18 protein-coding genes are annotated in these 24,404 nt (G+C 67.9%); 11 read left to right on the top strand and 7 right to left on the bottom strand.

The features are described 5' to 3' along the window. The first annotated feature begins 49 nt into the window (after positions 1-49). Complete coding sequence (locus IPG61_16585; protein MBK6735657.1) at positions 50-1,474, top strand: deoxyribodipyrimidine photo-lyase; 1,425 nt, start codon at positions 50-52, stop codon at positions 1,472-1,474. Positions 1,475-1,559: 85 nt separating this feature from the next. Here the strand turns inward: IPG61_16585 and IPG61_16580 are convergent, their stop codons facing one another. The 3 genes from IPG61_16580 to IPG61_16570 all read right to left on the bottom strand — a co-directional run bounded on the left by IPG61_16580 (position 1,560) and on the right by IPG61_16570 (position 5,001). Continuing rightward, complete coding sequence (locus IPG61_16580) at positions 1,560-2,894, bottom strand: hypothetical protein (GenBank protein ID MBK6735656.1); 1,335 nt, start codon at positions 2,892-2,894, stop codon at positions 1,560-1,562. Positions 2,895-3,000: 106 nt separating this feature from the next. After that, the gene (locus IPG61_16575) at positions 3,001-3,648 is read right to left on the bottom strand and encodes an NAD(P)-binding domain-containing protein (protein ID MBK6735655.1); all 648 of its coding nucleotides are present in this window, start codon (positions 3,646-3,648) and stop codon (positions 3,001-3,003) included. A 102-nt stretch (positions 3,649-3,750) separates the two neighbouring features. Beyond that, the gene (locus tag IPG61_16570) at positions 3,751-5,001 is read right to left on the bottom strand and encodes a hypothetical protein (GenBank protein ID MBK6735654.1); all 1,251 of its coding nucleotides are present in this window, start codon (positions 4,999-5,001) and stop codon (positions 3,751-3,753) included. Positions 5,002-5,214: 213 nt separating this feature from the next. Here IPG61_16570 and IPG61_16565 point away from each other — a divergent pair, with 213 nt between their 5' ends. From IPG61_16565 to IPG61_16550, 4 genes are all read left to right on the top strand, one after another. Next, positions 5,215-5,640 carry a T9SS type A sorting domain-containing protein gene (locus tag IPG61_16565; GenBank protein MBK6735653.1) on the top strand — a complete coding sequence of 142 codons (426 nt, stop codon included), beginning with the start codon at positions 5,215-5,217 and terminating at the stop codon, positions 5,638-5,640. Between the two features lie 56 nt (positions 5,641-5,696). Then, positions 5,697-6,839, top strand: a complete 1,143-nt coding sequence (locus IPG61_16560) for a formylglycine-generating enzyme family protein (GenBank protein ID MBK6735652.1) — start codon at positions 5,697-5,699, stop codon at positions 6,837-6,839. A gap of 217 nt (positions 6,840-7,056) precedes the next feature. After that, complete coding sequence (locus tag IPG61_16555) at positions 7,057-8,163, top strand: hypothetical protein (protein ID MBK6735651.1); 1,107 nt, start codon at positions 7,057-7,059, stop codon at positions 8,161-8,163. Positions 8,164-8,314: 151 nt separating this feature from the next. Next, the gene (locus IPG61_16550; protein MBK6735650.1) at positions 8,315-9,025 is read left to right on the top strand and encodes a hypothetical protein; all 711 of its coding nucleotides are present in this window, start codon (positions 8,315-8,317) and stop codon (positions 9,023-9,025) included. Between the two features lie 80 nt (positions 9,026-9,105). Here the strand turns inward: IPG61_16550 and IPG61_16545 are convergent, their stop codons facing one another. From IPG61_16545 to IPG61_16535, 3 genes are all read right to left on the bottom strand, one after another. Further along, entirely contained in the window at positions 9,106-9,783 is a 678-nt protein-coding gene (locus tag IPG61_16545) for a hypothetical protein (protein MBK6735649.1), read from the bottom strand. Between the two features lie 230 nt (positions 9,784-10,013). Further along, complete coding sequence (locus tag IPG61_16540) at positions 10,014-10,724, bottom strand: YebC/PmpR family DNA-binding transcriptional regulator (protein ID MBK6735648.1); 711 nt, start codon at positions 10,722-10,724, stop codon at positions 10,014-10,016. 148 nt (positions 10,725-10,872) lie between these two features. Beyond that, the gene (locus IPG61_16535) at positions 10,873-11,805 is read right to left on the bottom strand and encodes a PD40 domain-containing protein (GenBank protein MBK6735647.1); all 933 of its coding nucleotides are present in this window, start codon (positions 11,803-11,805) and stop codon (positions 10,873-10,875) included. 272 nt (positions 11,806-12,077) lie between these two features. Here IPG61_16535 and IPG61_16530 point away from each other — a divergent pair, with 272 nt between their 5' ends. After that, positions 12,078-13,862 (top strand): agmatine deiminase family protein, encoded by a 1,785-nt coding sequence (locus tag IPG61_16530; protein MBK6735646.1) that lies wholly within the window; start codon positions 12,078-12,080, stop codon positions 13,860-13,862. Positions 13,863-14,029: 167 nt separating this feature from the next. Continuing rightward, entirely contained in the window at positions 14,030-17,452 is a 3,423-nt protein-coding gene (locus tag IPG61_16525; protein ID MBK6735645.1) for a M6 family metalloprotease domain-containing protein, read from the top strand. A 74-nt stretch (positions 17,453-17,526) separates the two neighbouring features. Here IPG61_16525 and IPG61_16520 read toward each other — a convergent pair whose 3' ends face one another. Then, on the bottom strand, positions 17,527-18,915 hold the full coding sequence (locus IPG61_16520; GenBank protein MBK6735644.1) for a S8 family serine peptidase: 1,389 nt from the start codon (positions 18,913-18,915) through the stop codon (positions 17,527-17,529). 364 nt (positions 18,916-19,279) lie between these two features. Between IPG61_16520 and IPG61_16515 the strand changes: the two genes are divergently transcribed. From IPG61_16515 to IPG61_16500, 4 genes are all read left to right on the top strand, one after another. Next, positions 19,280-20,656 carry an MFS transporter gene (locus tag IPG61_16515; GenBank protein ID MBK6735643.1) on the top strand — a complete coding sequence of 459 codons (1,377 nt, stop codon included), beginning with the start codon at positions 19,280-19,282 and terminating at the stop codon, positions 20,654-20,656. A 68-nt stretch (positions 20,657-20,724) separates the two neighbouring features. Next, positions 20,725-21,546 (top strand): MerR family transcriptional regulator, encoded by an 822-nt coding sequence (locus IPG61_16510; protein ID MBK6735642.1) that lies wholly within the window; start codon positions 20,725-20,727, stop codon positions 21,544-21,546. A 211-nt stretch (positions 21,547-21,757) separates the two neighbouring features. Next, complete coding sequence (locus IPG61_16505; GenBank protein MBK6735641.1) at positions 21,758-22,522, top strand: viroplasmin family protein; 765 nt, start codon at positions 21,758-21,760, stop codon at positions 22,520-22,522. A 47-nt stretch (positions 22,523-22,569) separates the two neighbouring features. Continuing rightward, on the top strand, positions 22,570-24,363 hold the full coding sequence (locus IPG61_16500; GenBank protein ID MBK6735640.1) for a hypothetical protein: 1,794 nt from the start codon (positions 22,570-22,572) through the stop codon (positions 24,361-24,363). Positions 24,364-24,404: the final 41 nt, after the last annotated feature.

The following is a 24,404-nucleotide window of genomic DNA, read 5'->3' as shown; positions in this document are numbered from 1 at the left end:
CCCGTGCCGCGCGGGGGCTGACACTTGAAGGGAAGGTCCAAGCCGCCCGATGAGCGAACCGCTGATCATCCACTGGTTCCGCCAGGACCTGCGCCTGGCCGACAACCCGGCGCTGCATCGCGCCGCGGCCGCCGGTCGCGTGCTGCCCGTGTTCGTGCTCGACGACGTAAACGCCGGCAGCCTGCGCCGCGGCGCCGCCTCGCGCTGGTGGCTGCACCACAGCCTGGCCGCGCTGGACCGGTCGCTGCAGGGCCGGCTTGTGCTGCTGCGCGGTGATGCGCTGGACCTGGTGCCCGCGCTCGCCGCGCAGGTCGGCGCCACGGCCGTGCACTGTAACCGCTGCTACGAACCGTGGCGCATCGCCCGCGACACGAAGCTGAAGGAGAAGCTCGCGGCGCAGGGTGTGGCCGCCGTCAGCACCAACGGCTCGCTGCTCTGGGAACCGTGGGACGTCAGCAACGCCGCCGGCAAGCCGTACCAGGTCTTCACGCCCTTCTACCGCAAGGGCTGCCTCAATGCGGGCGCGCCGCGACTGCCGCTGCCGCGGCCGGAACGACTGGCCCTTGCCGAGCTGCCCGCAGGAGCGCTGCCGCTGGCCGCGCTGGAGCTCCTGCCGCGCATTCGCTGGGACCGGCAGCTGGAGCCGCACTGGAAGATCGGCGAGGAGGCGGCGACCGCGCGGCTCGCCTCGTTCCTGGCCGGCGGCCTGCGTGGTTATCGCGAGGGACGCGACTTCCCGGCGCGCCCGCACACGTCGCGCCTGTCGCCGGCGCTGCACTTCGGCGAAGTGTCGCCCAACCAGCTCTGGTACGGTGCGCGCGCCGCGGGCGAAGGACCGGACCTGGACCACTTCCAGAGCGAACTGGCCTGGCGCGAGTTCTCCTACGCCCTGCTTTTCCACCATCCGACCCTGCCGACCGATAACCTGCAGCCGTCGTTCGACGCCTTTCCCTGGGACGATGAGTCAACGCTGTTGCGGGCCTGGCAGCGCGGCCAAACCGGAATCCCTTTCGTCGACGCCGGCATGCGCGAACTGTGGCAGACGGGCTGGATGCACAATCGTGTGCGGATGGTGACGGGTTCGTTCCTCGTCAAGAACCTGCTGCTGCACTGGCACCACGGCGAGGCGTGGTTCCGCGACTGCCTGGTCGACGCCGACCTGGCGGCCAACAGCGCGTCATGGCAGTGGGTGGCCGGTTGCGGCGCGGATGCTGCGCCCTACTTCCGCATCTTCAATCCCGTGCTGCAGGGCCGCAGGTTCGACCCCGACGGCGCCTACACGCGCCGCTTCGTTCCCGAACTGGCGGGCCTGCCCGATCGCTGGCTCTTCGCGCCGTGGGAAGCGCCGGCGGCGGTGTTGCAGGCGGCCGGTGTCGAGCTCGGGAAGGACTATCCGCGGCCGGTGGTCGACCTGGCCGTTTCGCGGCAGCGGGCGCTGGCGGCGTACGCGGAGTCGCGCGGCGGCGCGCGGTGACGCCGGCGCCGTGGGGCGGTCCGGAAACGAAGCCGGCCGCGCCTTTCAGTGGCGCGGCCGGAAACGAACCGTAAAGCCGGACCTGCTACTTCACCAACGCCATGCGCCCGCTGAGCACCTCGGCGCCGGCCTCCAACCTGTAGACGTAGACCCCGGCCGCCACGGCCTGTCCCGATTGGTCGCAGCCGTCCCAGGCCATTTCGTGGCGCCCGGCGGCACGCGGCTCGCCTGCGACCAGCGTGCGCACGCGCCGGCCCATGAGGTCGTACACTGCCAGGTCGATCCGCGCGTCGGTCGGCAGCGTGAACGACAGCACCGTTGCCGGATTGAACGGATTCGGGCGCGCAGGATGCAGCTGCGCCGCCTTCATGGCCGATGGCGTTTCCACCGCAGCGATCGCCTGCCAGACCTCGACGGCATCCACGATGTCATCGAGATCGGCATCGACTGTCGAGACGCCGACAAGCCAGGCCATGGCGGCCACGTCGGAGTCGTTGACCATGCCGTCGCTCGTGACATCGACCGGCTCGGCGTACCACGCGGCGAAATCGTTGATCAAGACGCCGTTCAACTGGTCGCGGTCAGCCGCCGAAGCGCACGGCAGGCCAGGCAGGCAGGCACCCGGAGTGAGCGTCTGCGTGACCTGCACGGCGACGATGTTGCCGATGTCCATGCCGTACGACGTGGTTTCGGTACTCAATGCGTAGCCTTCGGAATCCAATTCCGACACGATCACCACTTCGTAGGTTCCGGGCACCAGATTGTGCAGCGATTGACTCGTCGCTACCGATTCCTGTAGCCACGTTGCGGGCAACGGCAGGACCTTCTCAAGAAGGTATGCCGTCTGCTGCGCAGGATCGGGTTCAAGTGGACCGCGGACCGTGACTACGTTGATGCCGGCCTCGGCACCGCTCTCGAATGGTCCCCCGTTCTCGGACATACCCCAAGCAATTTCCAGGTCGATATCGGCAGTCGACCACTGCTGGACTGCGAATGTTGTGGTCATCGCGCCAGACAGGTTGGTGGTGAATCCGTGCCATGGAGCCTGTAGCCCGTGCACTGTTCCCGAAATACCAATCTGTACCTGCAATGTGAGCACGTCGAAGGCGGGATACAGCACCGAGTCCAGTTCCAGGTCGTAACGCGAAGTGGAATAGCCCCAGGTGTCGGTGGCCGAGGCATGTTGTTCGAACGGCACCTGCTGGCCCGCGATCGCCACCGGGACATTGATCGAAGAGCGTGTCAGCGAACCGCCCGGTGTGGTGTCGGCCGCCTCAATAAGGGCCCCTGAATAGGTATAGGATGAGACAGGCGACGTCAGCAGATCTGCGGTCCGGGCCGGGACCGCAAATCCGACGGCGGCGGTGAAGGCCAACCCGCCCGCGAGGCGATTAACAGCTGTGCGGACAACGGATTGCATGGGCTGCCTCCCAGGTTTATCCACGTTCGTGCTTGTGACTTCATCGTGCAGACGGCTCCACCGGCAGTGTGCGGCCGCGCGACAAGGATCGCGAGCACGGCTCCCGTTACTTCTTCACCATCCGGAACGCATGCGTCCACCGGTTCTCACGGAAGCCCGGGATGCACCAGAGGATGCACAGCGCCTCGATGGCGCCGGCCGCCGCGGCGCTGCCCGCGTCCTCCACTTCCCAGCCGAATTCGGCCACGATTCCGGCCACCTGCCGCCGGGCCGCCTCGTCGTTGCCGCAGATGAACATGGTGGGCTTCTCGCTGAACGGCGGGTTGACCATGAACGGCGCGCCCACGCAACTGAAGGCCTTCACCAGCCGGGCCGCGGGGGCCAGCGCCTGCAGGCGTTCCAGCTGCGAATCGCCGGCCTCGGTGTAGAAGCTGAGCACGCCGTCGCGCGGCGATTGCGTGTCGTCGATCGGGTTGGTGGTGTCGATCACCGTCTTGCCCGCCAGGTTCGCGATGCCGGCCAGGCCCATGGCCGCCTTCGTGGCGGCGCCCTTGGTGGCCAGGACGACGATCTCGCCGAACGCCGCGGCATCGGCGAACGAGCCGACCTGGCCGCGGCCGCCGGTCTCCTGCCGCCACGGTTCGAGCTGCGCCACATCGCGCGTGCCGAGGGTCACTTCGTGTCCGTGCTCCAGGAAGCCGCTGCCGAGCGTGCGGGCCACCACACCCGAACCGATGATGCCGATGCGCGCCATGTCATCCACCCTTTGTCGTTATGTTCGACTCGACTTGTCGGATGCGGACTTGCGCCGGCGCAAGTGGCAAGGCCCGCGCTCCGTGCTCCGTGCGCGCCGCCGTTACCGCAACAGGGTTGCCGACTGCCGCGCCAGGACACCCTCTGCCGATTCCAGCCGCAACAGGTACGTGCCCGAGGGGGCGGTGCGGCCGCTGTCGTCGGTTCCGTCCCAGGTCCACTGGCCGGCATCGGCCACGGCGATGCTGCGGAGGCGATGCCCGCGCGCGTCGTAGACGGCCAGGCGGGCCGCTCCCGGCGCCGCGAAGATCACGCTCGTGCGCGGGTTGAACGGGTTGGGCTGCACACGCAGATGTGCCACCGGCGCCGGCGGCGTGTCGTCGATGCTGCTCGTCACGGGCAGTGCCGCACGCCACAGGCCCACCGTGCCGCCGGTCTTGTAGAGGTAGCCGCCCTGTGCGACCAGCACGTTGATCTGCGGGAAGCCGATGTTCTGCACGTAGTCCTGCCACTCGCCTTCGTCGGCGCGCAGGAAGCAGCTCGTCACCTGCGACGTCGGGTAGCCGACGGCCAGCCACGATCCCGCCGTGGCGAAGGCGCTGGGCGCATAGCCGGCGGTCGGCATCCCGGTGTAGAGCTGGAACGACAGGCCGTCGTCCATCGACCGGTAGACTTCGCCCTGCCCGCCGCCGAGGTACTTCACGACGTAGATCGAGCCCTGGTGCTCGGCCCAGGCATGCACGCTGATGGGCGCAAGGGGACCGGTGACGTCCTGCCACGTGACGCCGCCATCGACCGAGCGGTGCAGCAGCCCGTTGCTCTGGCCGATGTTGCGGGTGACGAGGAACAGCGCGCCGCGAGCGCCCATCAGCTGATAGGCCCTGCGGCCGTCAGGCGTAGCCACCGGCGACCACGCCAAGCCGTAGTCGTCGCTCACGACAAGCCCGTTGTTGGACACGGCGAAGATGCGCCCGCCCCACACCGTCATGTGCTGGTACTCGTGGTCCTGGTCGGGCCACGGTTCCCACGCGGTCCAGCCTTCGGCGGTGCGCCGGATGCGGTGGTTGCCGGCCCAGCCCTGGCGACTGATCAGCATCCAGTCGTCGTGGATGACCAGCGAGTTGATGGCGGTGCCGTGGGTCATCGTGCCGACCTCGGTCCAGCTCTGGGCCTGGTCGGTGGTCACGTAGACCTTGCCGAGGTAGCTCAGGCAATAGAGCTCGGCGCCGGCCGGATGCAGCCTGTCGACGGGATCGCCCGGGGGAGAGGCGGCCGCCTGCCATTGTGCGGGCGACGGCGTCGCCATGAACAGGGTGCCGCAGATGAGGGCGAGAGACACGGTTCGCAGGATCATCGGTTCCCCCCGTGGCCATGAGATGATCGGCATGATCTGTCCGCTGATGGTAATGCCGACATCACCGGTCCGCTTGCCGGCCGTTGACCGCGACCCGCGCCTTGTGATATTGTCTTATCAACATGCCGGTCCTCCCTTGCCGCCTCACGGCAGGCCGGTCGTGGCCAGCTATCGCACCATGCGGGCGCCCGCGAGGCCCGGGGATGACACCACATGCGCCAGCCGTTGCTCCTTCTTCTCGTGCCGGTCGTGCTGCTGGGCTGCGCCGGCGCCGCCCGGGCCACGGTGGTCCACGCCGATTCGGCGGACTTCCTCCTCGATATCGTGTCGGCTGTCGACGACCCGTCCTCCGACCTGCCGGCGACGACCAGGTTCACGGCGGCGAGCCCGAACCCGTTCAATCCCGGCACGACCATCACCTTCGAGCTGGCTGCAGCCGGACCGGTCGAACTCTCGATCCATGACCTCCAGGGGCGGCTGGTGCAGACCATCGCAACCGGCACCCTGGCCGCCGGCCACCACCAGGCTGCCTGGAACGGGCGGGACCGCAGCGGGCAGGTCGTGGCGTCGGGGACCTATCTGTGCCGCCTGGTTGCCGCAGGTCGCGTGCAGTCCCTGAAGCTCGTCCTGACGAAATGAACCTGTTGGCGAACTGAACCGGCGCTGAGAGCGGCGTCCAACGAAGGCTGGTCCACATGCGGGCACACGGGCTGCGGCCGACGCGCACCATCATCCTGGCGCTGTGGATCATGCTGGCCCCGGGCGCCGTCGCCGCCGCCGAACTGGCCGTGAGCAACGTGCAGGTGACGCCGCTGCCGTTCTCGGCTTCGTATGACATCTCCTACGACCTGCAGACCGTCGAGGACCTGCCGGTGACGATCACGCTGCTGGTGTCGTCCGATGGCGGGCTGACGTTCCCGCTCACCTGCACGACCGTTGCCGGAGACGTGGGCGATGGCGTCCTGCCGGGCAGCGCGCGGCACATCGTGTGGAACGCCGCGATCGATGCGCCGGGTCTCAACGGCCAGACCCTGCGCGTGCGCGTGGAAGCCGACGATCATCGCGGCGACCCGGTGCCGCCGACGGGATTCGCCTACGTTCCGGCCGGCACCTTCGAGATGGGCAGTCCGGTCGGCGAGCCCGGTCGCGCCACCAACGAGAGCCTGCACCCGGTCACGCTGACGCGCGGTTTCTTCATCTCGAAGTTCGAAGTCACGGCGCAGCGCTGGTACGAGGTCATGGGTGGCACGCCATCGACCGCCCAGGCACCGGTGAACTACATCAGCTGGGACAGCGCGGTGCGGTACTGCAACGCGCTCTCGGCCCTGGAAGGCCTGACGCCCGCCTACGTCATCGGCGCCGGCACCAACAACGTCATCTGGAACCAGGCTGCCGACGGCTACCGCCTGCCGACCGAAGCGGAATGGGAGTACGCCTGCCGCGCAGGCACCGTGATGGCGTTCCACAACGACACCAACTGCCTGTCATCGGACACCGAGGCAAACTACCGGGGCAACACGCTCCAGCTGACGGGCTGCGCCCTGGGCGTCTTCCGCAACGCGCGGTTGGCCGTGGGTTCGTTCCCGGCCAATGCCTGGGGCCTGTACGACATGCACGGCAACATCCTCGAATGGGTGTGGGACACGTACCGCACCGACTACCAGAACCTCAGCGCCATCGACCCGGTGTGCGACCTGGGCGTGACCGGCTATCGCATCTTCCGCGGAGGGCGCTGGAACATCGACGCGCGCTACTGCCGCTCGGCCTATCGCTACTTCTATTACCCGGGCGACTCGGTCGCCAACTTCGGGCTGCGGCCCGTGCGGTGGGCGCCCTGAACGGATGATTCCGCAGGACGCCACTGGAGACCCGTCGACAATGTCCCATGCCGGGTGACCCGGTCACACGGCCGACTCAACTGCAGTCCGGCCTGCAGACGCGAGATTCCCGTTTTTTTCCCTGCGAGCCCCTAAATTGGACTACTATCATCCCGAATTGGTGATCGGGACATTCCGGTCCATTCGTCAGGGGACAAGCTGCCGGAAGGGCAAAGACATGATCCGCACAGTGCTTTTGCCGCTGGCCGTTCTGGCCCTCCTGGGCGGCAACCGGCCCGCGTTGGCCCAGATCGTCATCGGTGACCAGTTCAATCCGTCACAGTCGGGCGGACTCTGTGGCCTGGGTGTCGACCCGACTTCCGGCAACATCTGGGTGTACCCGTGCTCGGGTGCCACCATCGATGGCTACACTTCGAACGGCATTTTTCTGGCCTCCATTGTCCGCCCAGGCGAAGTGGCCAACGACGTCGACATCGAGTTCGCGCCCGAGGAACTGACGCTGAACACCACGACGGTGCCGCAAGGCACGTTGCTGTTCATCAACGGCGAAGCGGGCGTAGCGGAGATCTACGCCGTGGACCCGGGCACGGGAGCGGTGCTCGACGTTCTCGTCACGGGGTTCGGGACCAGCCATGTCGTGGGCGGCGGTTACGATCCCATCAGGAATGTGTTCTTCCTCGTCCAGGACCGGGTGCCCTCGGGAGCCCTCGGGAATCTCGTCGCCGAGATTGACCCGGTGACAGGAGTCGTCCTGAACTCGTTCTCGATCGAATCCGACTTCGATGTGAACTTCGGTGACCTCGACGTTTCCACCAGTACCGGGAACCTGTTCGTCGTCAGCAGTTCCGAGACGGGACTCGCCGAGTTCACGCCTGCCGGCGACTTCGTGGCGATTCATACCCTGCCTGCCGGCGTCACCGGCCTTAGCGGGCTCGGGCTCGAATGTGGCGTGCAGGAGGCCTGGGTGGGGAACACTTCGGGCGCAATCTGGCGGCTGGGTAATGCGCCGTGCGGAACCGCTTCTGCGGTCGAGAGCGCCGAGGGCAACCGCTTTGCGCTGCAGCCCAACTTCCCGGATCCGTTCACCAGCGAAACGAGTATCCGCTTCTCGCTTGCCCGTCCGTCATCCGTGCGCCTGACCGTGCACGACGTGCGCGGGCGACGCGTGCGGACCCTCGTGGACGGCTCGTTGCCCGATGGTCCACGGACAGCGGTGTGGAACGGCCGGGACGACAGCGGCCGCCCCTTGCCGAGCGGCACGTACCTCTACCATCTGACTGCCGACGGTGTCACGGTCACGCAGAGCGCCGTGCTGCTGCGATAGTCTGCTGGTTGCGGTTCGGCGCGGATCTTGAATAAATATCAAATTTATCTGGTTTTAGGGTATGCTGCCGCCCCCTGATCATTCCTACGCCCGGGAGGTTCCCTGGGCGCGGCAGGGGGACTGCACCCGCTTCGACCAGAGGAGGCGCCCCATGCGCAGATCTCTATTGATGTTAGCCGTCCTGGCCCTGCTCGTTGCCGCCGGTTCCGCGTTCGCCGCCACCACCGTCATCCGCACCGGCCAGGTGGGCGGCGTCCCGGGCAACTGCGGCGGCAACGATGACCTGTTCCGCTTCTACGCGCCGAACCAGACCTGCGGGCAGCCCATCCTGCCCACGCCGTTCGCGCCGGCCGATTTCGCCGCGGCGTGCGCCGGGCCGCCGGCGTCGGTCATCGATTCGTACGGGGGGCCCTGGGTCACGAACCTGCCCTGCGATCCCGCTGCGCGCTGGATCGCCTCGGGCCGCTCCGATCCCGTCAACTGCTGGGGCGCCGGCGTTTCGGTGCTGTATTGCGCGCCGTTCGACTCGGAGTGCGCCATCGCCGACAGCATCCGGATCTGCTGGGCTGTCGATGACTTCCTGGGCGACGTCCCGTCGTACCCCGGCCCCAACCCGGGCGGCGTCTACATCAACGGCGTGGACCTCGGCGCGGCGTTCAGCGGTCCCGGTTCCAGTCCGCAGTACAGTGCGGTCGCCTACAACGTCCCGCTGAACGTGGGCGCCAACAGTCTCTCGGTGTACCAGCGTGATGCCGGCTGCGCGATCAGCGGTCTCATCCTGAGCGCCACGGTGTACACCGACTGCGCAATCGTCCCGACGGAATCGACCACCTGGGGTTCGGTGAAGTCGATCTTTCGGTAGTCGGTTCGCTGGAAATGGGAAGGCCCGCTGCTCGCAGGAGCGGCGGGCCTTCTTCTTCAATCAACCGTCACCAACGCATTCTAGTGGAAGGTCGCCTTCAGGCTGCCCCACGACTGCGCCTCGTTCGGCACCGCATCCGGGCAGCAGCACCCGAACCCCGACGCTTCGGCAACAAACGTTCCGAAGAAACCGGCGTAGCAGACCCCGGTCGGGATCAGCGTGACGTCCATGACGATGCTGCCCGGATCCAGCGAGTAGCCTTCGCCGCACTGGCTCTCCATCTGGGCCGTCGCGAGCGCTGCGGCGGCATCAAGGGCGCCCTGGGCCGTGAAGGCGCAGGCGCCGATCGGCGGGAACCCGCCCTGCGACGTGATCGTGCTCGCGGACTGCAGGTAGCAACCGACCAGGCACGACGGCGGGGTGCCGCTGATCGTGATCGGCTGGCTGTTGTACGAGGTGTCGCCCACGAACCCGATGGTCAGGATGTAGGTGCCTGCCGGCAGGTTCGTCGGCAGGTTCCAGGTGACGAACCCTGTGTTCGAGATCTGCGGCGAGATGGGCCAGACCGCGGGCCCCGGCACGGCGTAGGCGGCGATGCCGAAGACGGTCGGCGCGCCGCCGGTCCAGGCCAGGGTGTGCGCGGTTCCCGGCGTCCAGGTCTCGCCGCCGGCCGGCGTCACCCAGGTGGCGGGTTGGGCGAGCGCGAGCGCCGGCAGGCAGCCGGCGAGCAGGAAGGCCACGAAACGAAGGCGGCGCATGTGGGGACCCCTGAGGACGGAGGTGGGCGATGCGAATCAGGACAGTATTCATCATATCACGGCCGCGGGGGTCATTGGGGTTCAATCGTCGACGGGGCGCCGCCGGGCTGAGTCGGCGGCGCATCGGGGACTTGCACCGGTTTCAGGTCAATGAGGACGATCGCGAGTCGCGACATGTCCGGCCCCCGATGAATACCGGGAGCCGGATCCGAGCGGAGGTTTCCAGGGCCTCAGGCAATATTCGTGTAGACCGCCTGGGTGTCCTCGTCATCCTCTATCCGGTCGAGCAGCTTCTCGATATCCGCCAGCTCCGCCTCACTGAACTCCTGAGGATTCTGCGGGATACGCTGCAGTCCGGCCTTGGTCACCTCGATCTTCTGTGCCTCGAGCGCCTGCGCGAGGCTGCCGAAATCGCTGTAGTCGCCGTAGACGTAGACGGTGCCCTCGTTCTCGGCCAGTTCCTGCAGGCCGCCGTCGATCAGCGCGAGTTCCAGTTCTTCCAGCGCCATGCCCTCGGGCTTGGCGAACTCGAAGACGGCCTTGCGGTCGAACATGAACTCGAGCGAGCCGCTCGGCAGCAGCTGGCCGCCGACCTTGTTGAAGTAGCTGCGGATGTTGGCGACGGTGCGCTGGGTGTTGTCCGTGGCGCACTCGACGAAGACCAGCACGCCGTGCGGGCCCTTGCCCTCGTAGTTGATCTCGGTGATGTCGGCGGCGTCCTTGCCGGCGGCGCGCTTGATCGCGGCCTCGATGTTGTCCCGGGGCATGTTCTGCGCCTTGGCGTTCAGGATCGCGGTGCGCAGGGGCGCATTCATCTCCGGATCCGTCCCGCCGTTCTTGGCGGCCACGGTGATGCACTTCGCCAGCTTGGGGAACAGCTTGGACATCTTGTCCCAGCGGCGCTCCTTGGCGGCCCGGCGGTATTCAAAGGCACGTCCCATGGTCTTCGTCCTTGCGTCTCGACACTGGATCCAGGCGGGCGGGCGGCGCTCGCGAACGGCACGATAATGCACAACCGATCTGGTGCGGTCAAACCGGGCCTTGCGCGGCCGCGGGGGAGCAATCAAGGCGACCTTCCGCCCGGAACGCTCAGCGCGGAAGGCGCTTCAGGAACGCCGGATTCGTGCTGCCACCGGGCACGGCGTCGGTGACGAGCGGGCGCAGGTCGCTGCCGTCGAGGCGGGATGTGTGGATGTCGGGCCGCGCGAAGGGCGTCGCCTGGCTGACGAAGACCAGCCGCAGGCCGTCCGGCGTCCACGTGGGCATGCGCTGATCGCCCGCCAGAGTCACGGGCACGGAGGCGCCGCCGTTCGCCGCAATCAGGTGGATGTCCGAGCCCGTGGCATTCGAGCTGTACCGGTAGGCGATGGTCGCGCCGTCGGGTGACCAGCTCGGCTCGGCCTCCAGGTCCATGGTCGTGACCAGCCTCCGCTTGTCGGACCCGTCGGCGGCCATGGTCCACAGGTCCATGTTTCCCCCGGCAGTGCTGATGTACGCGATGCGGGCGCCATCCGGTGACCACGCCGGGTGGCGCTCGTCGGTGATGCCGGGCAGCGGGTCGGGCGTGAGGTTGACCAGGTTGCCACCGTCGTCATCCATGAGCCAGATGTCGCCGTCGCGCCCGGTGCGGTAGCTGCGGAACGCCAGCCGGTCGCCACTCGGCGCCCAGGTCGGCTGGTCGTCCAGTTCAGCGTCGAAGGTCAACTGCAGCAGTCCGGTGCCGTCGCGGTTCACGATGAAGATGTCGCCGATGCCGTCGTCGAGGTCGGCCACGACGAAGGCCAGCCGCGCGCCATCGGGCGACGGCTGCGGATCGGTCGCGATCATGCCTTCCGGAAGGAGCCGCCGCACATCGCCCGTGTCGCTGTCGAGGATCAGCAGCTCGGGCACCGAGTCCAGGACGCCCTCGAAGACGAGGTCGTGTGTCGGCGCCGGCGGCGGATCAGTCGCGTCGCCACAAGCGGCCAGCAGGAGGGCCAGCGAGGCGGCTGCGGCCAGGCCGAGGTTGCGATGAGTGTCCATGATCCTGTCTCCGCCGTTGCGGGATGGGTGAAGGCGATTGTCCGGATCCTATAAATCGCCGTCGGCCGGTTGCCGCAAGGGGCGGTGCATCACTCGCGGTGTACGGGGGCGCCGGGCGCGGCGTCCGGGCGGCCGCCGGGCTGGATCGCCGGTTCAAAGCCTGATACACTAGGCACGCTTGCGATGGTGAATCGAGGCAACGGCATCCTGGTGCATCCGGATGTGCGTTCCGAACCCGGGGGGACACCTTGAATTGCACCGGAAGATTCGTCGTGATCGGCGCCGCGCTGCTGGCTGCCGGCGCCCTTGCTGCCGAGTCCCCGCCGAGTCAGCGGCCGTTTCCGGAGAGCGCGCCGGAATCCTTCGAATGGGACCTTGAGGGCCGCGAGGCGCTCCTGCCGCACCGCGAAACCGGCGCCGAACTCGAATTCCGGCGCCGTGGCGGGGCACTGCGCCCCGAATCCGAACTGCGCAACGACCCGCCGCCCGTGGCTCCCGTGCGCAACTGCGCGGAATGGGAGCCGGCCTCCGGCGTCCTGGTCCGCTATCCCTTCGGGCTGCCCTACGCGCTGCTGCGCGACTTCGCAGACGACGCCATCCTGCACGTGATCGCGGCAGCGGGCGCCCAGGCGGCGGCAACAACCGCACTGTCCGGCAACGGCGTCGACATGAGCCACGTCGAGTTCCTGGGCCAGCCGAGCAATTCGATCTGGACGCGCGACTACGGCCCCTGGTTCGTTTTCGACGGCAACGGCGAGATCGCCATCATCGATCATGAATACAACCGCCCGCTGCGCCCCAGTGACGACCTGATCCCCCTGTACTTCGGGCAGGCTTACGGGATCCCCGTCCACACGCACAGCATGTACCACACGGGCGGCAACTACATGACCGACGGCGCACTGTTCAGCGCCTCGACCGACCTCGTCTACTCCGAGGCGGCTGTCTACAACGGCATGGACAACGCCGCGGTCGACCAGCTCATGCTCGACTACTATGGCGTGGAGAACTACAGCGTGGTGCAGGACATCGAAGCCGGCGGCATCCATCACATCGATTGCTGGGCCAAGTTCCTCGACGAGGAGACGGTGCTGGTCAAGCAGACGTCTGCCGGTCACTACACGTACGCGGCGCTCGAGCAGCGCGCGACCCTGCTCGCCTCGCTGCCTTCGTCGACGGGGCGCAACTACCAGGTACGGCGCGTCTTCTGCTATGCCCTGGCCAACACGCAGCCGGCGGCCTACACGAACAGCCTGATCCTCAACGACAACATCTACGTGCCGTTCTTCGGCAACGCGACCTACGACCAGCAGGCGCTCGAAGCCTACCGGGCCGCCGCGCCGGGTTACAACGTCCGGGGCTACTACTACAGCGGGTTCCTGACCGACGATGCGCTGCACTGCCGCGCCATCGGCATCATGGATCGTGACATGCTGCGCGTCGCCCATGTGCCCGTCATTGCCGACCAGCCCGCCGGGCCGGTGACGGTCGTCGCGCACATCCGCGCGCATGGCGACCAGCCGCTCACCGCAACGCGGCTCCACTATCGTCACGGCGCCGGCGCCTGGGCGTCCCTGGAGATGACGCCCACGGCCACGCCGCATGAATTCGCGGCAGTGATTCCGGCGGTGTCCGCGATCGACTCCTGCAGCTACTACATCCAGGCCGAGGATGGTACCGGCCGGACCGCCGCCTATCCGCGTGTCGCGCCGGAGCAATGGATCCGGTTCCTGCACGACGGGAGCGCGCTTACCCCGGTTCCGGGCGCGGCGGCCATCGCAGCGGCGGCGTTGTTGCCGAACGCCCCGAATCCGTTCAATCCGCGCACGACCTTCGCCTTCGAGCTGCGCGATGCCGACAGCGTCGAACTCGTCGTTCTCGACCTGCGTGGCCGCCTGGTGCGCACCCTGATCGATGGAGCCTGTCCGGCGGGACGCACCGAAGTCACCTGGCGCGGCGACGACGACGACGGGCGTGCGGTCGCTTCCGGGACCTATGTCTACCGGTTGCGCGCCGCCGGGCTGCAGTACAGCCGCACGGCAACGCTGGTGAAATAGCGATTGCAGGGCGATTTCGGGAACTTTATCCCAGCCTCGTGATGATTGCCGATGCAATCGGCCCCCTTTGGTGGGCCCCGCCAGTGTATAATAGTATCTTCATCCCAGGCCTCGTTACCACAGGACGTCCCATGTCCGCAGGAAGTCCCCTGTCCACAGGAGATCCCGTGCGCCGCTTCGCCCAAGCTCCGCTGATCCTCGCGGCCGTCCTGGCCTGCATCTCACTGCTGGCCTCCGGCGCCGCAACCGCAGCGCCGCACTATGGCGCCCGCTTCGACCTGGAGCAGCCCGACGGCACGAAGGTGCCGGTGCTGGTCTGGGGCGACGAGTACTTCCAGCACATCGAATCGCTCGACGGCTACACGCTGGTGCGTGACAAGGCCACGGGCGTGATCTGCTACGCCGTGCTCGCGGCCGACGGTGAGGCTCTCGTGAGCACCGGTGTGCGTGCCGGCGATGCCGCCGTCGCCGGCCTCGGCCTGGAAAAGCACCGCAGGCTGCCGGCTACGGCGCGCGCGCGGCAGGTACAGGCGGCGCGCGATCGGCTCGGTGCGGAACTGCCGAAATTCGCCGGCAAGCAGGCCAAGGCCCTGGAGCCGGCAAGCACGGGCAATGTGCAGGGCATCACCCTGATCATCGATTTCAGCGACCAGCCGGCCACCGTGCCGGCCGCGAACTTCGCTGCCTACCTGAACCAGCCGGGCTACACGGGCTACGGCAACAACGGTTCGGTGCGCGACTATTTCCACGATGTGTCGGACGGCGCCCTGACCTACACGAACTTCGTGCCGACGGCCTATTTCCGCGCCCCGCAGCCGAAATCGTACTATGACAGCACGGCGATGCCCTACGGCCAGGGTGCGCGCATCCTGATCCAGGCGGCGCTGGTCGCGCTGAACAACAGCGGCTTCGACTTCAGCCAGTACGACAGCAACGGCGACGGCTATGTGGACGCACTCAACGCCTTCTACGCCGGTGAGCCGTCCCTGGGCTGGTCCGAAGGCCTGTGGCCCCACAGCAGCAGCATCTCCTACGCCGCCGACGGTGTGTCCACGAATCGCTACCAGATCACGAACATCGGCTCGGGCCTCTCGCTGGGCACGTTCTGCCACGAGAACGGCCACATGCTGTGCTTCTGGCCGGACCTCTACGACTACGACAGCGACTCGTCCGGCGTGGGCCGCTTCTGCCTGATGTGCAATTCCGGCCCGTCCAACAACCCGGTCGAGCCGAGCGCGCCGCTCAAGGACCTCGCCGGCTGGACGTCTTCGTTGACCGTCCTGACCGGCATCAGCAACGCCTTGCCGGTCACGGCCGGCGTCAACCAGTTCTACAAGGTCGCGAACCCGGCCCGCGCGAACGAGTACTACATGATCGAGAATCGCCAGGCGAGCGGGCGCGACGCGTCGCTTCCCGACGTCGGGCTGGCGGTCTGGCATGTCGACACCAACGGCAGCAACAGCGACCAGGACCAGACGCCCACGAGCCATTACTTCTGCACGCTCGTGCAGGCCGACGGCCGGTGGGACCTGGAGAACCACGTCGGCGCGGGCGACAACACGGACCTCTGGGCGGCGCCGACGCACGTGCTGCTGACTCCCGAGACCAGCCCGGCCGCTACCTGGTGGAGCGGCGCCGATGCGCCCGTGTATCTCGACCAGATCAGCGCTTCCGGCCCGACGATGACGTTCAATTACCGCGAAGCGCCCGGATCGCTGTCGGTGTCGATCGCGATCCAGCCTGCAGGGCTGGCTGCGCCGTGGCGCCTGGAAGGCCCGAACGGCTACCTGGTGACGGGGTCGGGCGACGCGGGTCTCCTCGTCTCGGACGAAGGCGACTACACGCTGACCTGGCTGCCGGTGCCGGGTTGGTCATCGCCGGCGCCGTCCGTCGTGACGGCCACGGTCTCAGCCACCGGCACGCCGCCGGCCTTTGCCGGCGTGTACACGAATCCGCCGTTCGTCACGGCCGGGGACAGCAGCGTCGGCGATACCGGCGCCGGCCGCGGCGTCACGCTGGTCGACGTCGACAACGACGGCGACCTCGACATCTACATCTGCAATCGCGAGTCGGCCAATCGCCTGCTGCGCAACGATGGCGGCCTGTCGTTCACCAGCATCGCCACGGGGCTGCTGGCCGACGCCGGTCCGACGATGTCCGCCGCCTGGGCCGACATGGACGGTGACGGCGACCAGGACGTCTACCTGACGCGCGACCTGCAGGCCAACTACCTGCTGGCGAACGACGGCACCGGCGTGTTCACGAATATCGCGCAATTCGGAGTCGAGGACGCCGGCGCCGGTCGTGCTGCCGCGTGGTGCGACCACGACGGCGATGGCCTGCTCGACATCTTCCTGGTGAACAACGGCACCGCGAGCCAGATCTTCCGTTCGCTGGGCAATATCGGCTTCGGCGCGTTCACGTTCTTCCCGCAGGTCATTGCGGCGTTGCAGACGGTCGGGGCCGGCAATGCCGCACCCTGGGCCGACAGTGACGGCGACGGCGACCCGGACGTCTACCGCGTGATGTCGTGGCAGGCGAACCAGCTCGTCCAGAACGCGGGTGGAGTCGCGTATTTCAACAGCGGCCTGATGGCCAACGGCAGCTCCGGCCAGGCGGCCGCCTGGGGTGACCTGGACAACGACGGCGACCTGGACCTGTACCTCGTGAACGACGGGCAGGCCGACGTCTGCTACCGCAACGACGGAACGTACTTCTCGATCCTGGATGGTCCGGCCCTCGGCGACGCAGGGCCCGGCCGCGGCGTGGCGATGGCCGACCTCGACAACGACGGCCGGCTCGACATCTATGTGGCCCGGTTCAACGCCCCGGACCTGCTGCTGTTCGGCAACGGCGCGGGCGGATTCACCGCCTCGTACCTGCCTGCCGTCGCGACAGGCCCGACCACTTCCGTGGCCTGCGGCGACATCGACGGGGACGGCGGCCTCGATCTCTACCTCTCGCGTGACGGGCAGGCGAATGTCCTGCTGCGGAACACGATCGTCTCGCGCGGGCACTGGCTGCACCTCGACCTGGCGGGCAAGGCACCGAACCTCGAGGCCATCGGCGCGCGCGTGCGCGTCGTCGCCGGCGGGGTGAGCCAGTTGCGCGAGGTGTCGGCGGGCGGCGAGAGCCTGGCCCAGCACGCACGCCGGGTGGCCTTCGGCCTGGGCGCATCGGCGGTCGCCGACAGCGTGATCGTGCGCTGGCCCGACGGCACCCGCACCGTGCGCGTGGCCGTGGCCGCCGACCAGGTGCTGTCGATCGCCCACGGCATCGTCAGCGCGGTGGACCTGCCGACGACTGTTCCGGCGGCGACTGTCCTGCACGCTCCGTATCCCAACCCGTTCAACCCGGCCACCACGGTGTCCTTCGAGCTGGCGCAGGCGGGCCCCGTCGAGCTGGCGGTCTACTCCCTCGACGGACGGCGCATCGCGACGCTGCTGACGGGTGATTTCGCTGCCGGCCGCCACCAAGCGGTCTGGCAGGGACAGGACGACCGCGGACGCGCCGTGGCCTCGGGCAGCTATGTGTGCCGCCTGCAGGCAGGGGCGCAGCAGATGGTGCGGCGGTTGATGCTGGTGAAGTAGGCCAGCCGGGAACAAGGACTCCGGCCCGGCCGCCCGAGAGGGTGACCGGAGCCGGAGTCCTTTTTTTCCGCGACCTAGAAGCCGCTCACGTTGAGCCGGCCGCCGGTCACGCACTTGCCGGCCAGGGCCGGCGTCGGAACGACACTACCCACCAAAGCCGCCTTGATGGTCGCCACCGATGCGCCCGGGTGCGTTGCCGCGTAGAGCGCCACGCCGCCGGTCACATGCGGGCACGCCATCGAGGTGCCGCTGTACGACGCGTAGCTGGCAGCGCCCGTCTTGCTCGGGATGGTGGAGTAGATCGACGAGCCGGGCGCCCCGAGGTCGACGGTGGTCAGGCCGTAGTTCGAGAAGCTCGACAGGGTACCGGTGGAGGTGATCGAGGCCACCGCGATCACGTTGGCGTTGGGGTAGCACGAGGGATAGCTGGCCGTGACGTCGGTGTTCACGGTCGCGTTCCCCGCCGCCGCCACGAACACGATGTTCGCCTGGTTGGAGCGCTCGATCGCGTCCTGGAGCGCCTGCGAGAACAGGCCGCCGCCCCAGGAGTTGTTCGTCGCCACGATGTTCAGGCCGTGGCGGCTCTTGAGGTCGGTGAAGTAGTCGAGGGCGAGGATGGCGTTGGTCGAGGTGCCGCCGCGCTTGCCCAGGAACTTGCCCGAGATGATCTGGACGTTCCAGCAGACGCCGGCCACGCCGAGAGCGTTGCCGCCCTTGGCGCCGATCGTGCCGGCGACATGGGTGCCGTGGTCGTCGATGGAGCCGTCATAGATCGTGTTGTTGTTGCCGTCGAAGTCCCAGCCGTGGATATCGTCGATGTAGCCGTTGCCGTCGTTGTCGATCCCGTCCACCAGGTCGTAGGGGTTCGTCCAGACCTGCCCGGCGAGTTCCGGGTGCGTGAACATGATGCCCTCGTCGATCTCGCCCACGAAGACACTGGCCGAACCCGTGTGGCCGGCGGCCCAGGCTTCGCCCGCCTGGCTGCCGTACACGTTGGCGGGCGTGGTGGCGTCGCCGTACATGCCCCACAGCGAGCCGTTGGTGTAGTACGTGTCGTTGGAGACGGCATCGTGGTAGTAGCAGTAGTTGGGCTCCGCATATTCGACGCCAGGCTGGGCGGCCAGCACCTGCGCGGCCGAAGGCGCGTCCATCAGGGTGCGCACGATGGTGAGGCCTTCACGGTCGCCACCGTCCTGCATCGCCTTCGTCAGGATGCGCGACGACTCGCTGCCCTGGACCGCGGCGAGCGCAGCACCGCGGGCGGCGGCCTTGGTGCCCGTCGCGAACTTGACGATCACTTCGCCTTCAACGTAGGGAACGCGCGGGCCGTCATCGCCGAAGGTGTCGGACTCGAGGGTGGCGTCCGTCATCGACGGCATCGTCCCGAGCTCCCGATCGCATCCCGTCACCATCATCATGGAGATGACCAGCAACGCGGAGATGACAATGCCGCCGATGCGCATGGTCTTGCTGAACATGAGCGAGCCCCTTCCAGAAATATCGTGGGTGTCTTCCGGGTGGACGCCGGCAGACCGGTGGCTGATGGCGAGGGACCATCGACCCCATGGCAGATCCACACGATTCCTGGCGAGGAAGCTTGATCCTACAGGAGTGCTTGGAGCGGCTGCAAGCACATTCTCGAATTGGGAGTGGCGATTCGCGTCGGTGCGATGACTTGTCGATCGAGGGTGCGGGATATCCTACTATTGACGTCTGGCATTTCTTCTCCAGGTCCTTGGAGGTGCCGAACAGGAATCTTATCGTGGTCTTCCGTTCGGGTGAATGGCAGGGACCCGGAGTCACACGGAAGATCGAGAGGCCAGGTTGATGAGCGAGCATTTGCCGCGGAAATGGACCGTCCTGATCGCGATCGGCATCAGCACGTTCATGTCTGCCCTCGACGGGAGCATCGTCAATACGCTGCTTCCGTTGCTCGGTCGGTCGCTGGGTGCGGGCGTTGCCGACGTCGAGTGGGTGGTGACGGTCTACCTGCTCGTCGTCAGCGGCCTGCTGCTCGTGGCCGGTCGCCTCGGCGACCTGCGCGGGCACAAGGTCATCTTCCTGTCCGGGTACGCCGGCTTCACGCTCAGCTCCGGGTTGTGCGGCCTGGCGCCGACGCTCGGCTGGCTCGTCGCCGCCCGCGCGCTCCAGGCCCTGTTCGCGTCACTCCTGTACGCGACGGCGCCCGCGATCCTGAGCGCGAGCTTTCCGCCTGCCGAGCGCGGTCGCGCCCTCGGGCTCCAGGCCGTGATGACGTATCTCGGCCTGGCCGCGGGGCCGCCTCTCGGCGGATTCCTGTCCACGCACTTCGGCTGGGCCTCGGTCTTCTACGTGAACCTTCCCATCGGCGCTTTCGGCTGCTGGCTGGCGTGGCGGTCCGTGGAGCGTGACCGCCCGGCCGTGTCGCGGGCGCGCTTCGACATTGCGGGAGCCGCCCTGTTCTTCGTCGGCCTGCTCACGCTGCTCCTCGCGCTCAACAAGGGGCACGACTGGGGCTGGGCGTCGTTGCCGATCTGCGGGCTCTCCGTGGTTGCCGTCGTCGCGCTGGGTGCCTTCATCGCCGTGGAACGTCGCGTGCCGGAGCCCATGCTCGACCTCGCCCTCTTTCGCCTGCCGCTGTTCTCGGGCGCGGTCTGGACGGCCATGCTCACCTACGTGACCATCTTCGCCGTCCTGTTCCTGCTTCCCTACTACCTGGCCTGGAGGGGCTATGCGCCCGGAACTGCGGGGCTGCTGCTGATGTGCCAGCCGCTCGTGATGATGGCGACCGCGCCCGCGGCGGGCACGCTCTCCGACCGCTACGGCACGCGCATCCTTGTCGTTGCCGGCCTGCTGTTCCTCGCAGCCGGGCTCGGGATCCTGTCCACGCTGGGAGCCGCATCGCCGGTGCGGGTCGTGATCCTCGGGATGGTCGTGGTCGGCTTCGGCATCGGGCTGTTCGTGGCGCCCAACAACAGCCAGCTGCTCGGCGCGGCGCCGGCCCACCGGCGGGGCATCGCCTCCGGTGTCCTGGCGGCGTCGCGAAACGTCGGCATGGTCCTGGGCGTGGGACTTGCCGGCGCCTTCTACACCACCGCGCTGGCACATCACGGCCCGGACGCGGTCCCCGTCGGCATCTCGTGGACGCTGCGGCTCATGGCATCGCTGGCCTTCCTGGCTGCGCTCGTGAACTGGCGCCTGAGGCAGCATCCGCAGGCCGCTTGACTCTCCCCCCGGGGGAGACTCCATGGTTGTCCGCGCAGGCTTGCGCAGTCCCCATCCGGGAGGGGCATGTGTTCAGGATCGGTGAGTTCTCAAGGCTGGCGCAGGTGACGGTCAAGGCGCTGCGGCTGTACGACGAGCGTGGCCTGCTCGTCCCGGCCCGCGTCGATCGCTCAAGTGGTTACCGCTTCTACTCGGCTGCGCAGTTGCCGCGGCTGCAGCGGATCATCGCCCTCAAGGACCTCGGCCTCACACTCCAGGAGATCGGTGATCTGCTGGACGAGGAGCCGGGCCTGGTCGAGATCCGCGGCATGCTGCGACTGCGGCGCGCCCAGCTGGAGCGCGAGATCGCGGACGGTCTAACGCGGCTTGCGCGCGTCGAGGCCTACCTGGCGCGGATCGAAAGGGAGGGCGACATGCCCGCTTACGACGTGACGATCAAGAGTGCGCCGGCGCTGCGCGTGGCGGCGCTGCGGGACACGGTCCCGCACTATCCCGACATCGAGCGGCTCTTCGGCGAGCTGTGCGGCTTCCTCGGCAGCTCGCGACTGCAGTTCACCGGACCGCCGCTGGCGTTGTACCACGACGGCGAGTACCGCGAACAGGACGTGGACATCGAGGTGGCGGCGCCGTTCGCGGGCCGCCTGCCTCCGCACCCGCGCGTGCTTGAACGGGAGCTCCCGGCCGAGCCGTGCCTGGCCTGCACCGTGCACCAGGGCCCGTACGAGGAGTTGCGCCACGCCTACGCGGCGCTGCTCGGCTGGGTGGAAAGCAACGGCTACCACATCACCGGGCCGGATCGCGAGGTGTACCTGGTCGGTCCCGGGTCCGGGCGCGGTCCGACCGCGTACGTGACCGAGTTGCAGGTGCCGGTGGCGCGCGACGGCGGGTAGACGGTCGAATGGGAACGGCACGGCACCGTCGCGCGAGTGGCGGTGCCGATCTTCGTGGCAAGGCGACTTGCGCCGGCGCAAGTTGCAGGGCACGGACTGCGTTCCACGGAGTCGGGGTTGACTCCAGCCGCGGTGTCTGTGTAGCGTCGCCTTCGCGGCGCCGGTCCCGGCGCAGATTGCCTGACATCCAGCCTGAAGACGGAGCACCCCGGTGGCGCAGAAATTCTATGTGGTCTGGGAAGGCCGTGAGCGCGGGATCTTCACCGATTGGGACCGCTGCAAGGCGCAGATCGACAAGTTCGCCGGGGCCCGCTACAAGTCGTTCAAGACCCGGGCCGAGGCCGAGGCGGCCTTTCGTGGCAGCAGCGAGGCTTCGATCGGCAAGTCCCACAAAGCCGCCGCAAGGCCCACCGGCAAGGTCCCTCGCACCTACAGCGCCGCCGAGGTCGCCGAACTTCCCGTGCAGACGAAGATCTTCGCCGACGGCGGCTGCGAGCCCAACCCGGGACAGGCGGGCTCGGGCGTGGCTGTCTATCGCGACGGCCTGGTCGACGAGCTCTGGTACGGCCTCTACAACCCGCGGGGCACCAATAACACCGCCGAGCTCAATGCCCTGCACCAGGCGCTGCTGATGGCCGAGAAGGAGATCGAGCGCAAGGTGACGGTCGCCATCTTCTGTGACTCCCGATACGCCATCCAGTGCGTCACGCAATGGGCCGTGAGCTGGGAGAAGAAGGGCTGGAAGAAGCCGGGCGGCGACATCAAGAACCTGGACCTGATCCAGCCCGCCTACGCGCTCTACACGAGGTTGAAGAAGTCGGTGCAGGTGCTGCACGTGAACGGGCACACCGGGCTCGAGGGCAACGAACTGGCCGACCGCATGTCGATCCACGGCATCGACACGAAGGAGAAGGCCTTTGCCCGCTACGAGGCGGCAACGGACCTCGGTGTGATCCTGGCGATGAGGAAGGGCTGAGCAGCGTCGGCATCGGACCGTTCAGGGCATCGGAAGAAAGGCAAGCCATGCGCATGATCTCGCTGCTGAGGGTCGCGTCGACCTTCGCCTTCGTGCTCCTGGCCGCGCAGGCAGCCCTGGGACAAGCCGTGTCGGTACAAGTCGTCGAGACCGCGCCGGGCCAGTGGGAGCTGCTGCGCGACGGCCAGCCGTATTACATCTACGGCGCCGGCGGCGGCGGCCCGAAGGACATGCTGGCCGCGGCCGGCGCCAACACCTTCCGCACCTGGGGCGTGGGCCCCGACCTCGGGCAGCAGCTGGACGAGGCGCAGCGCCTGGGTTTGACGGTCGTCATCGGCCATTGGCTCGGGCACGAGCGGCACGGCTTCGATTACGGCAATGCCGAGGCGACGGCCGAGCAGCTTGCGCGCGTGCGCCGCGACGTGCTGGCCTGGAAGGACCATCCCGCGCTGCTGCTCTGGGCTGTCGGCAACGAGATGGAGGGCTTCGCGGAGGGCGACAATCCCGCCATCTGGAAGCATGTCCAGGCCGTGGCGGCGATGATCAAGGAGCTCGACCCGAACCATCCTGTGATGACCGTGACGGCCGAGATCGGCGGCGGCCGCGTGCAGGCCGTCCACAGCCTGTGCCCGGACATCGACATCATGGGGATCAACTCCTACGGCGGGTTGCCGTCGGTGCCCGAGCGCTACCGCAGGCTGGGCGGCACCAAGCCGATCATCATCACCGAGTTCGGGCCGCCGGGAGTCTGGGAGATCGGCCTGACGAGCTTCGGGGCGCCTCCCGAGCGGACCAGCACCGAGAAGGCCGCCATCTATCGTGATGCCTTCACGAAGGGCTGCCTCGAGGCGCGAGGGCTCTGCCTGGGCGGTTTCGCGTTCATCTGGGGATCCAAGATGGAGGCCACATCCAGCTGGTACGGCATGTTCCTGCCGACGGGCGAGAAGCTCGCCGCCGTGGACGCCATGACCGAGCTGTGGAGCGGCCGCCCGCCCGCCAACCTCTGCCCGGAGATCCGCGCCTTCCGGCTTGTGGGGCCCGATGTCGTGCAACGCGGTGACACGGTGCGGGTCGAACTCGAGGTCGCCGATCCCGAAGGGGCCGGGGTAACGGTCCAATGGCTCGTGCGCAGCGAAGCGCCGGAGTACATGACCGGCGGCGATGCACAGCCGTTGCCGCTCGAGCTCGACGGCATCATCACCGCCTCATCGGCGAGCGGCGCCACGCTCGTGATGCCGGGTGGCGGGCTCTACCGGCTCTACCTGACGGCGCACGACGGCGCCGGCGCGGCGGCGACCGCGAACGTGCCGCTCAAGGTGGAAGGCGAGCCGGGCGGCGCGCGGGCCAAGCTGCCGCTGGCGGTCTACGCCGACGACGCTGCCCTGCCGTGGGTGCCCTCGGGCTGGATGGGCGGTACCGACGCGTTGAAGCTCGACGCCGAATCCACGGTTGAGCCCCACAGCGGCAAGACCTGCCTCGAGGTTCTCTACGATGCGCCGGGCATGTGGGTCGGCGTGGCCTGGCAGCACCCGACCGGCGACTGGGGCGACAAGCCGGGCGGTTATGACCTCACCGGCGCGCGAAAGCTCACCTTCTGGGCGCGCGGCAGCGAGGGCGGCGAACGCCTCGATTTCGGCGTCGGCCTGCTCGGCTCGGACAGGAAGTATCCCGACACGACGAAGGCCGAACTGAAGGGCGTGAAGCTGGGCCGGGAATGGAAGCGCTACAGCATCGACCTGAAGGACAGGGACCTGACCCGCATCAAGACGCCATTCGTGTGGTCGATGGCGGGACGCGGGCGCCCCGTCACTTTCTACCTGGATGACATCCGGTTCGAGTGACGGGGCGACCATGTTGCTGCCGGGCCTGTTCCGCGCGGGCC

The organism is bacterium (assembly GCA_016703265.1).
Taxonomy (GTDB): domain Bacteria; phylum Krumholzibacteriota; class Krumholzibacteriia; order LZORAL124-64-63; family LZORAL124-64-63; genus CAINDZ01.
This window is presented reverse-complemented; position numbering and strand designations above follow the sequence as displayed.

Bases quoted from the DNA above. Each gene is read 5' to 3' on its own strand.
- IPG61_16585 (MBK6735657.1), top strand. From the start codon at position 50: ATGAGCGAACCGCTGATCATCCACTGGTTCCGCCAGGACCTGCGCCTG.
- IPG61_16580 (MBK6735656.1), bottom strand. From the start codon at position 2,894: ATGCAATCCGTTGTCCGCACAGCTGTTAATCGCCTCGCGGGCGGGTTG.
- IPG61_16575 (MBK6735655.1), bottom strand. From the start codon at position 3,648: ATGGCGCGCATCGGCATCATCGGTTCGGGTGTGGTGGCCCGCACGCTC.
- IPG61_16570 (MBK6735654.1), bottom strand. From the start codon at position 5,001: ATGATCCTGCGAACCGTGTCTCTCGCCCTCATCTGCGGCACCCTGTTC.
- IPG61_16565 (MBK6735653.1), top strand. From the start codon at position 5,215: ATGCGCCAGCCGTTGCTCCTTCTTCTCGTGCCGGTCGTGCTGCTGGGC.
- IPG61_16560 (MBK6735652.1), top strand. From the start codon at position 5,697: ATGCGGGCACACGGGCTGCGGCCGACGCGCACCATCATCCTGGCGCTG.
- IPG61_16555 (MBK6735651.1), top strand. From the start codon at position 7,057: ATGATCCGCACAGTGCTTTTGCCGCTGGCCGTTCTGGCCCTCCTGGGC.
- IPG61_16550 (MBK6735650.1), top strand. From the start codon at position 8,315: ATGCGCAGATCTCTATTGATGTTAGCCGTCCTGGCCCTGCTCGTTGCC.
- IPG61_16545 (MBK6735649.1), bottom strand. From the start codon at position 9,783: ATGCGCCGCCTTCGTTTCGTGGCCTTCCTGCTCGCCGGCTGCCTGCCG.
- IPG61_16540 (MBK6735648.1), bottom strand. From the start codon at position 10,724: ATGGGACGTGCCTTTGAATACCGCCGGGCCGCCAAGGAGCGCCGCTGG.
- IPG61_16535 (MBK6735647.1), bottom strand. From the start codon at position 11,805: ATGGACACTCATCGCAACCTCGGCCTGGCCGCAGCCGCCTCGCTGGCC.
- IPG61_16520 (MBK6735644.1), bottom strand. From the start codon at position 18,915: ATGCGCATCGGCGGCATTGTCATCTCCGCGTTGCTGGTCATCTCCATG.
- IPG61_16515 (MBK6735643.1), top strand. From the start codon at position 19,280: ATGAGCGAGCATTTGCCGCGGAAATGGACCGTCCTGATCGCGATCGGC.
- IPG61_16500 (MBK6735640.1), top strand. From the start codon at position 22,570: ATGCGCATGATCTCGCTGCTGAGGGTCGCGTCGACCTTCGCCTTCGTG.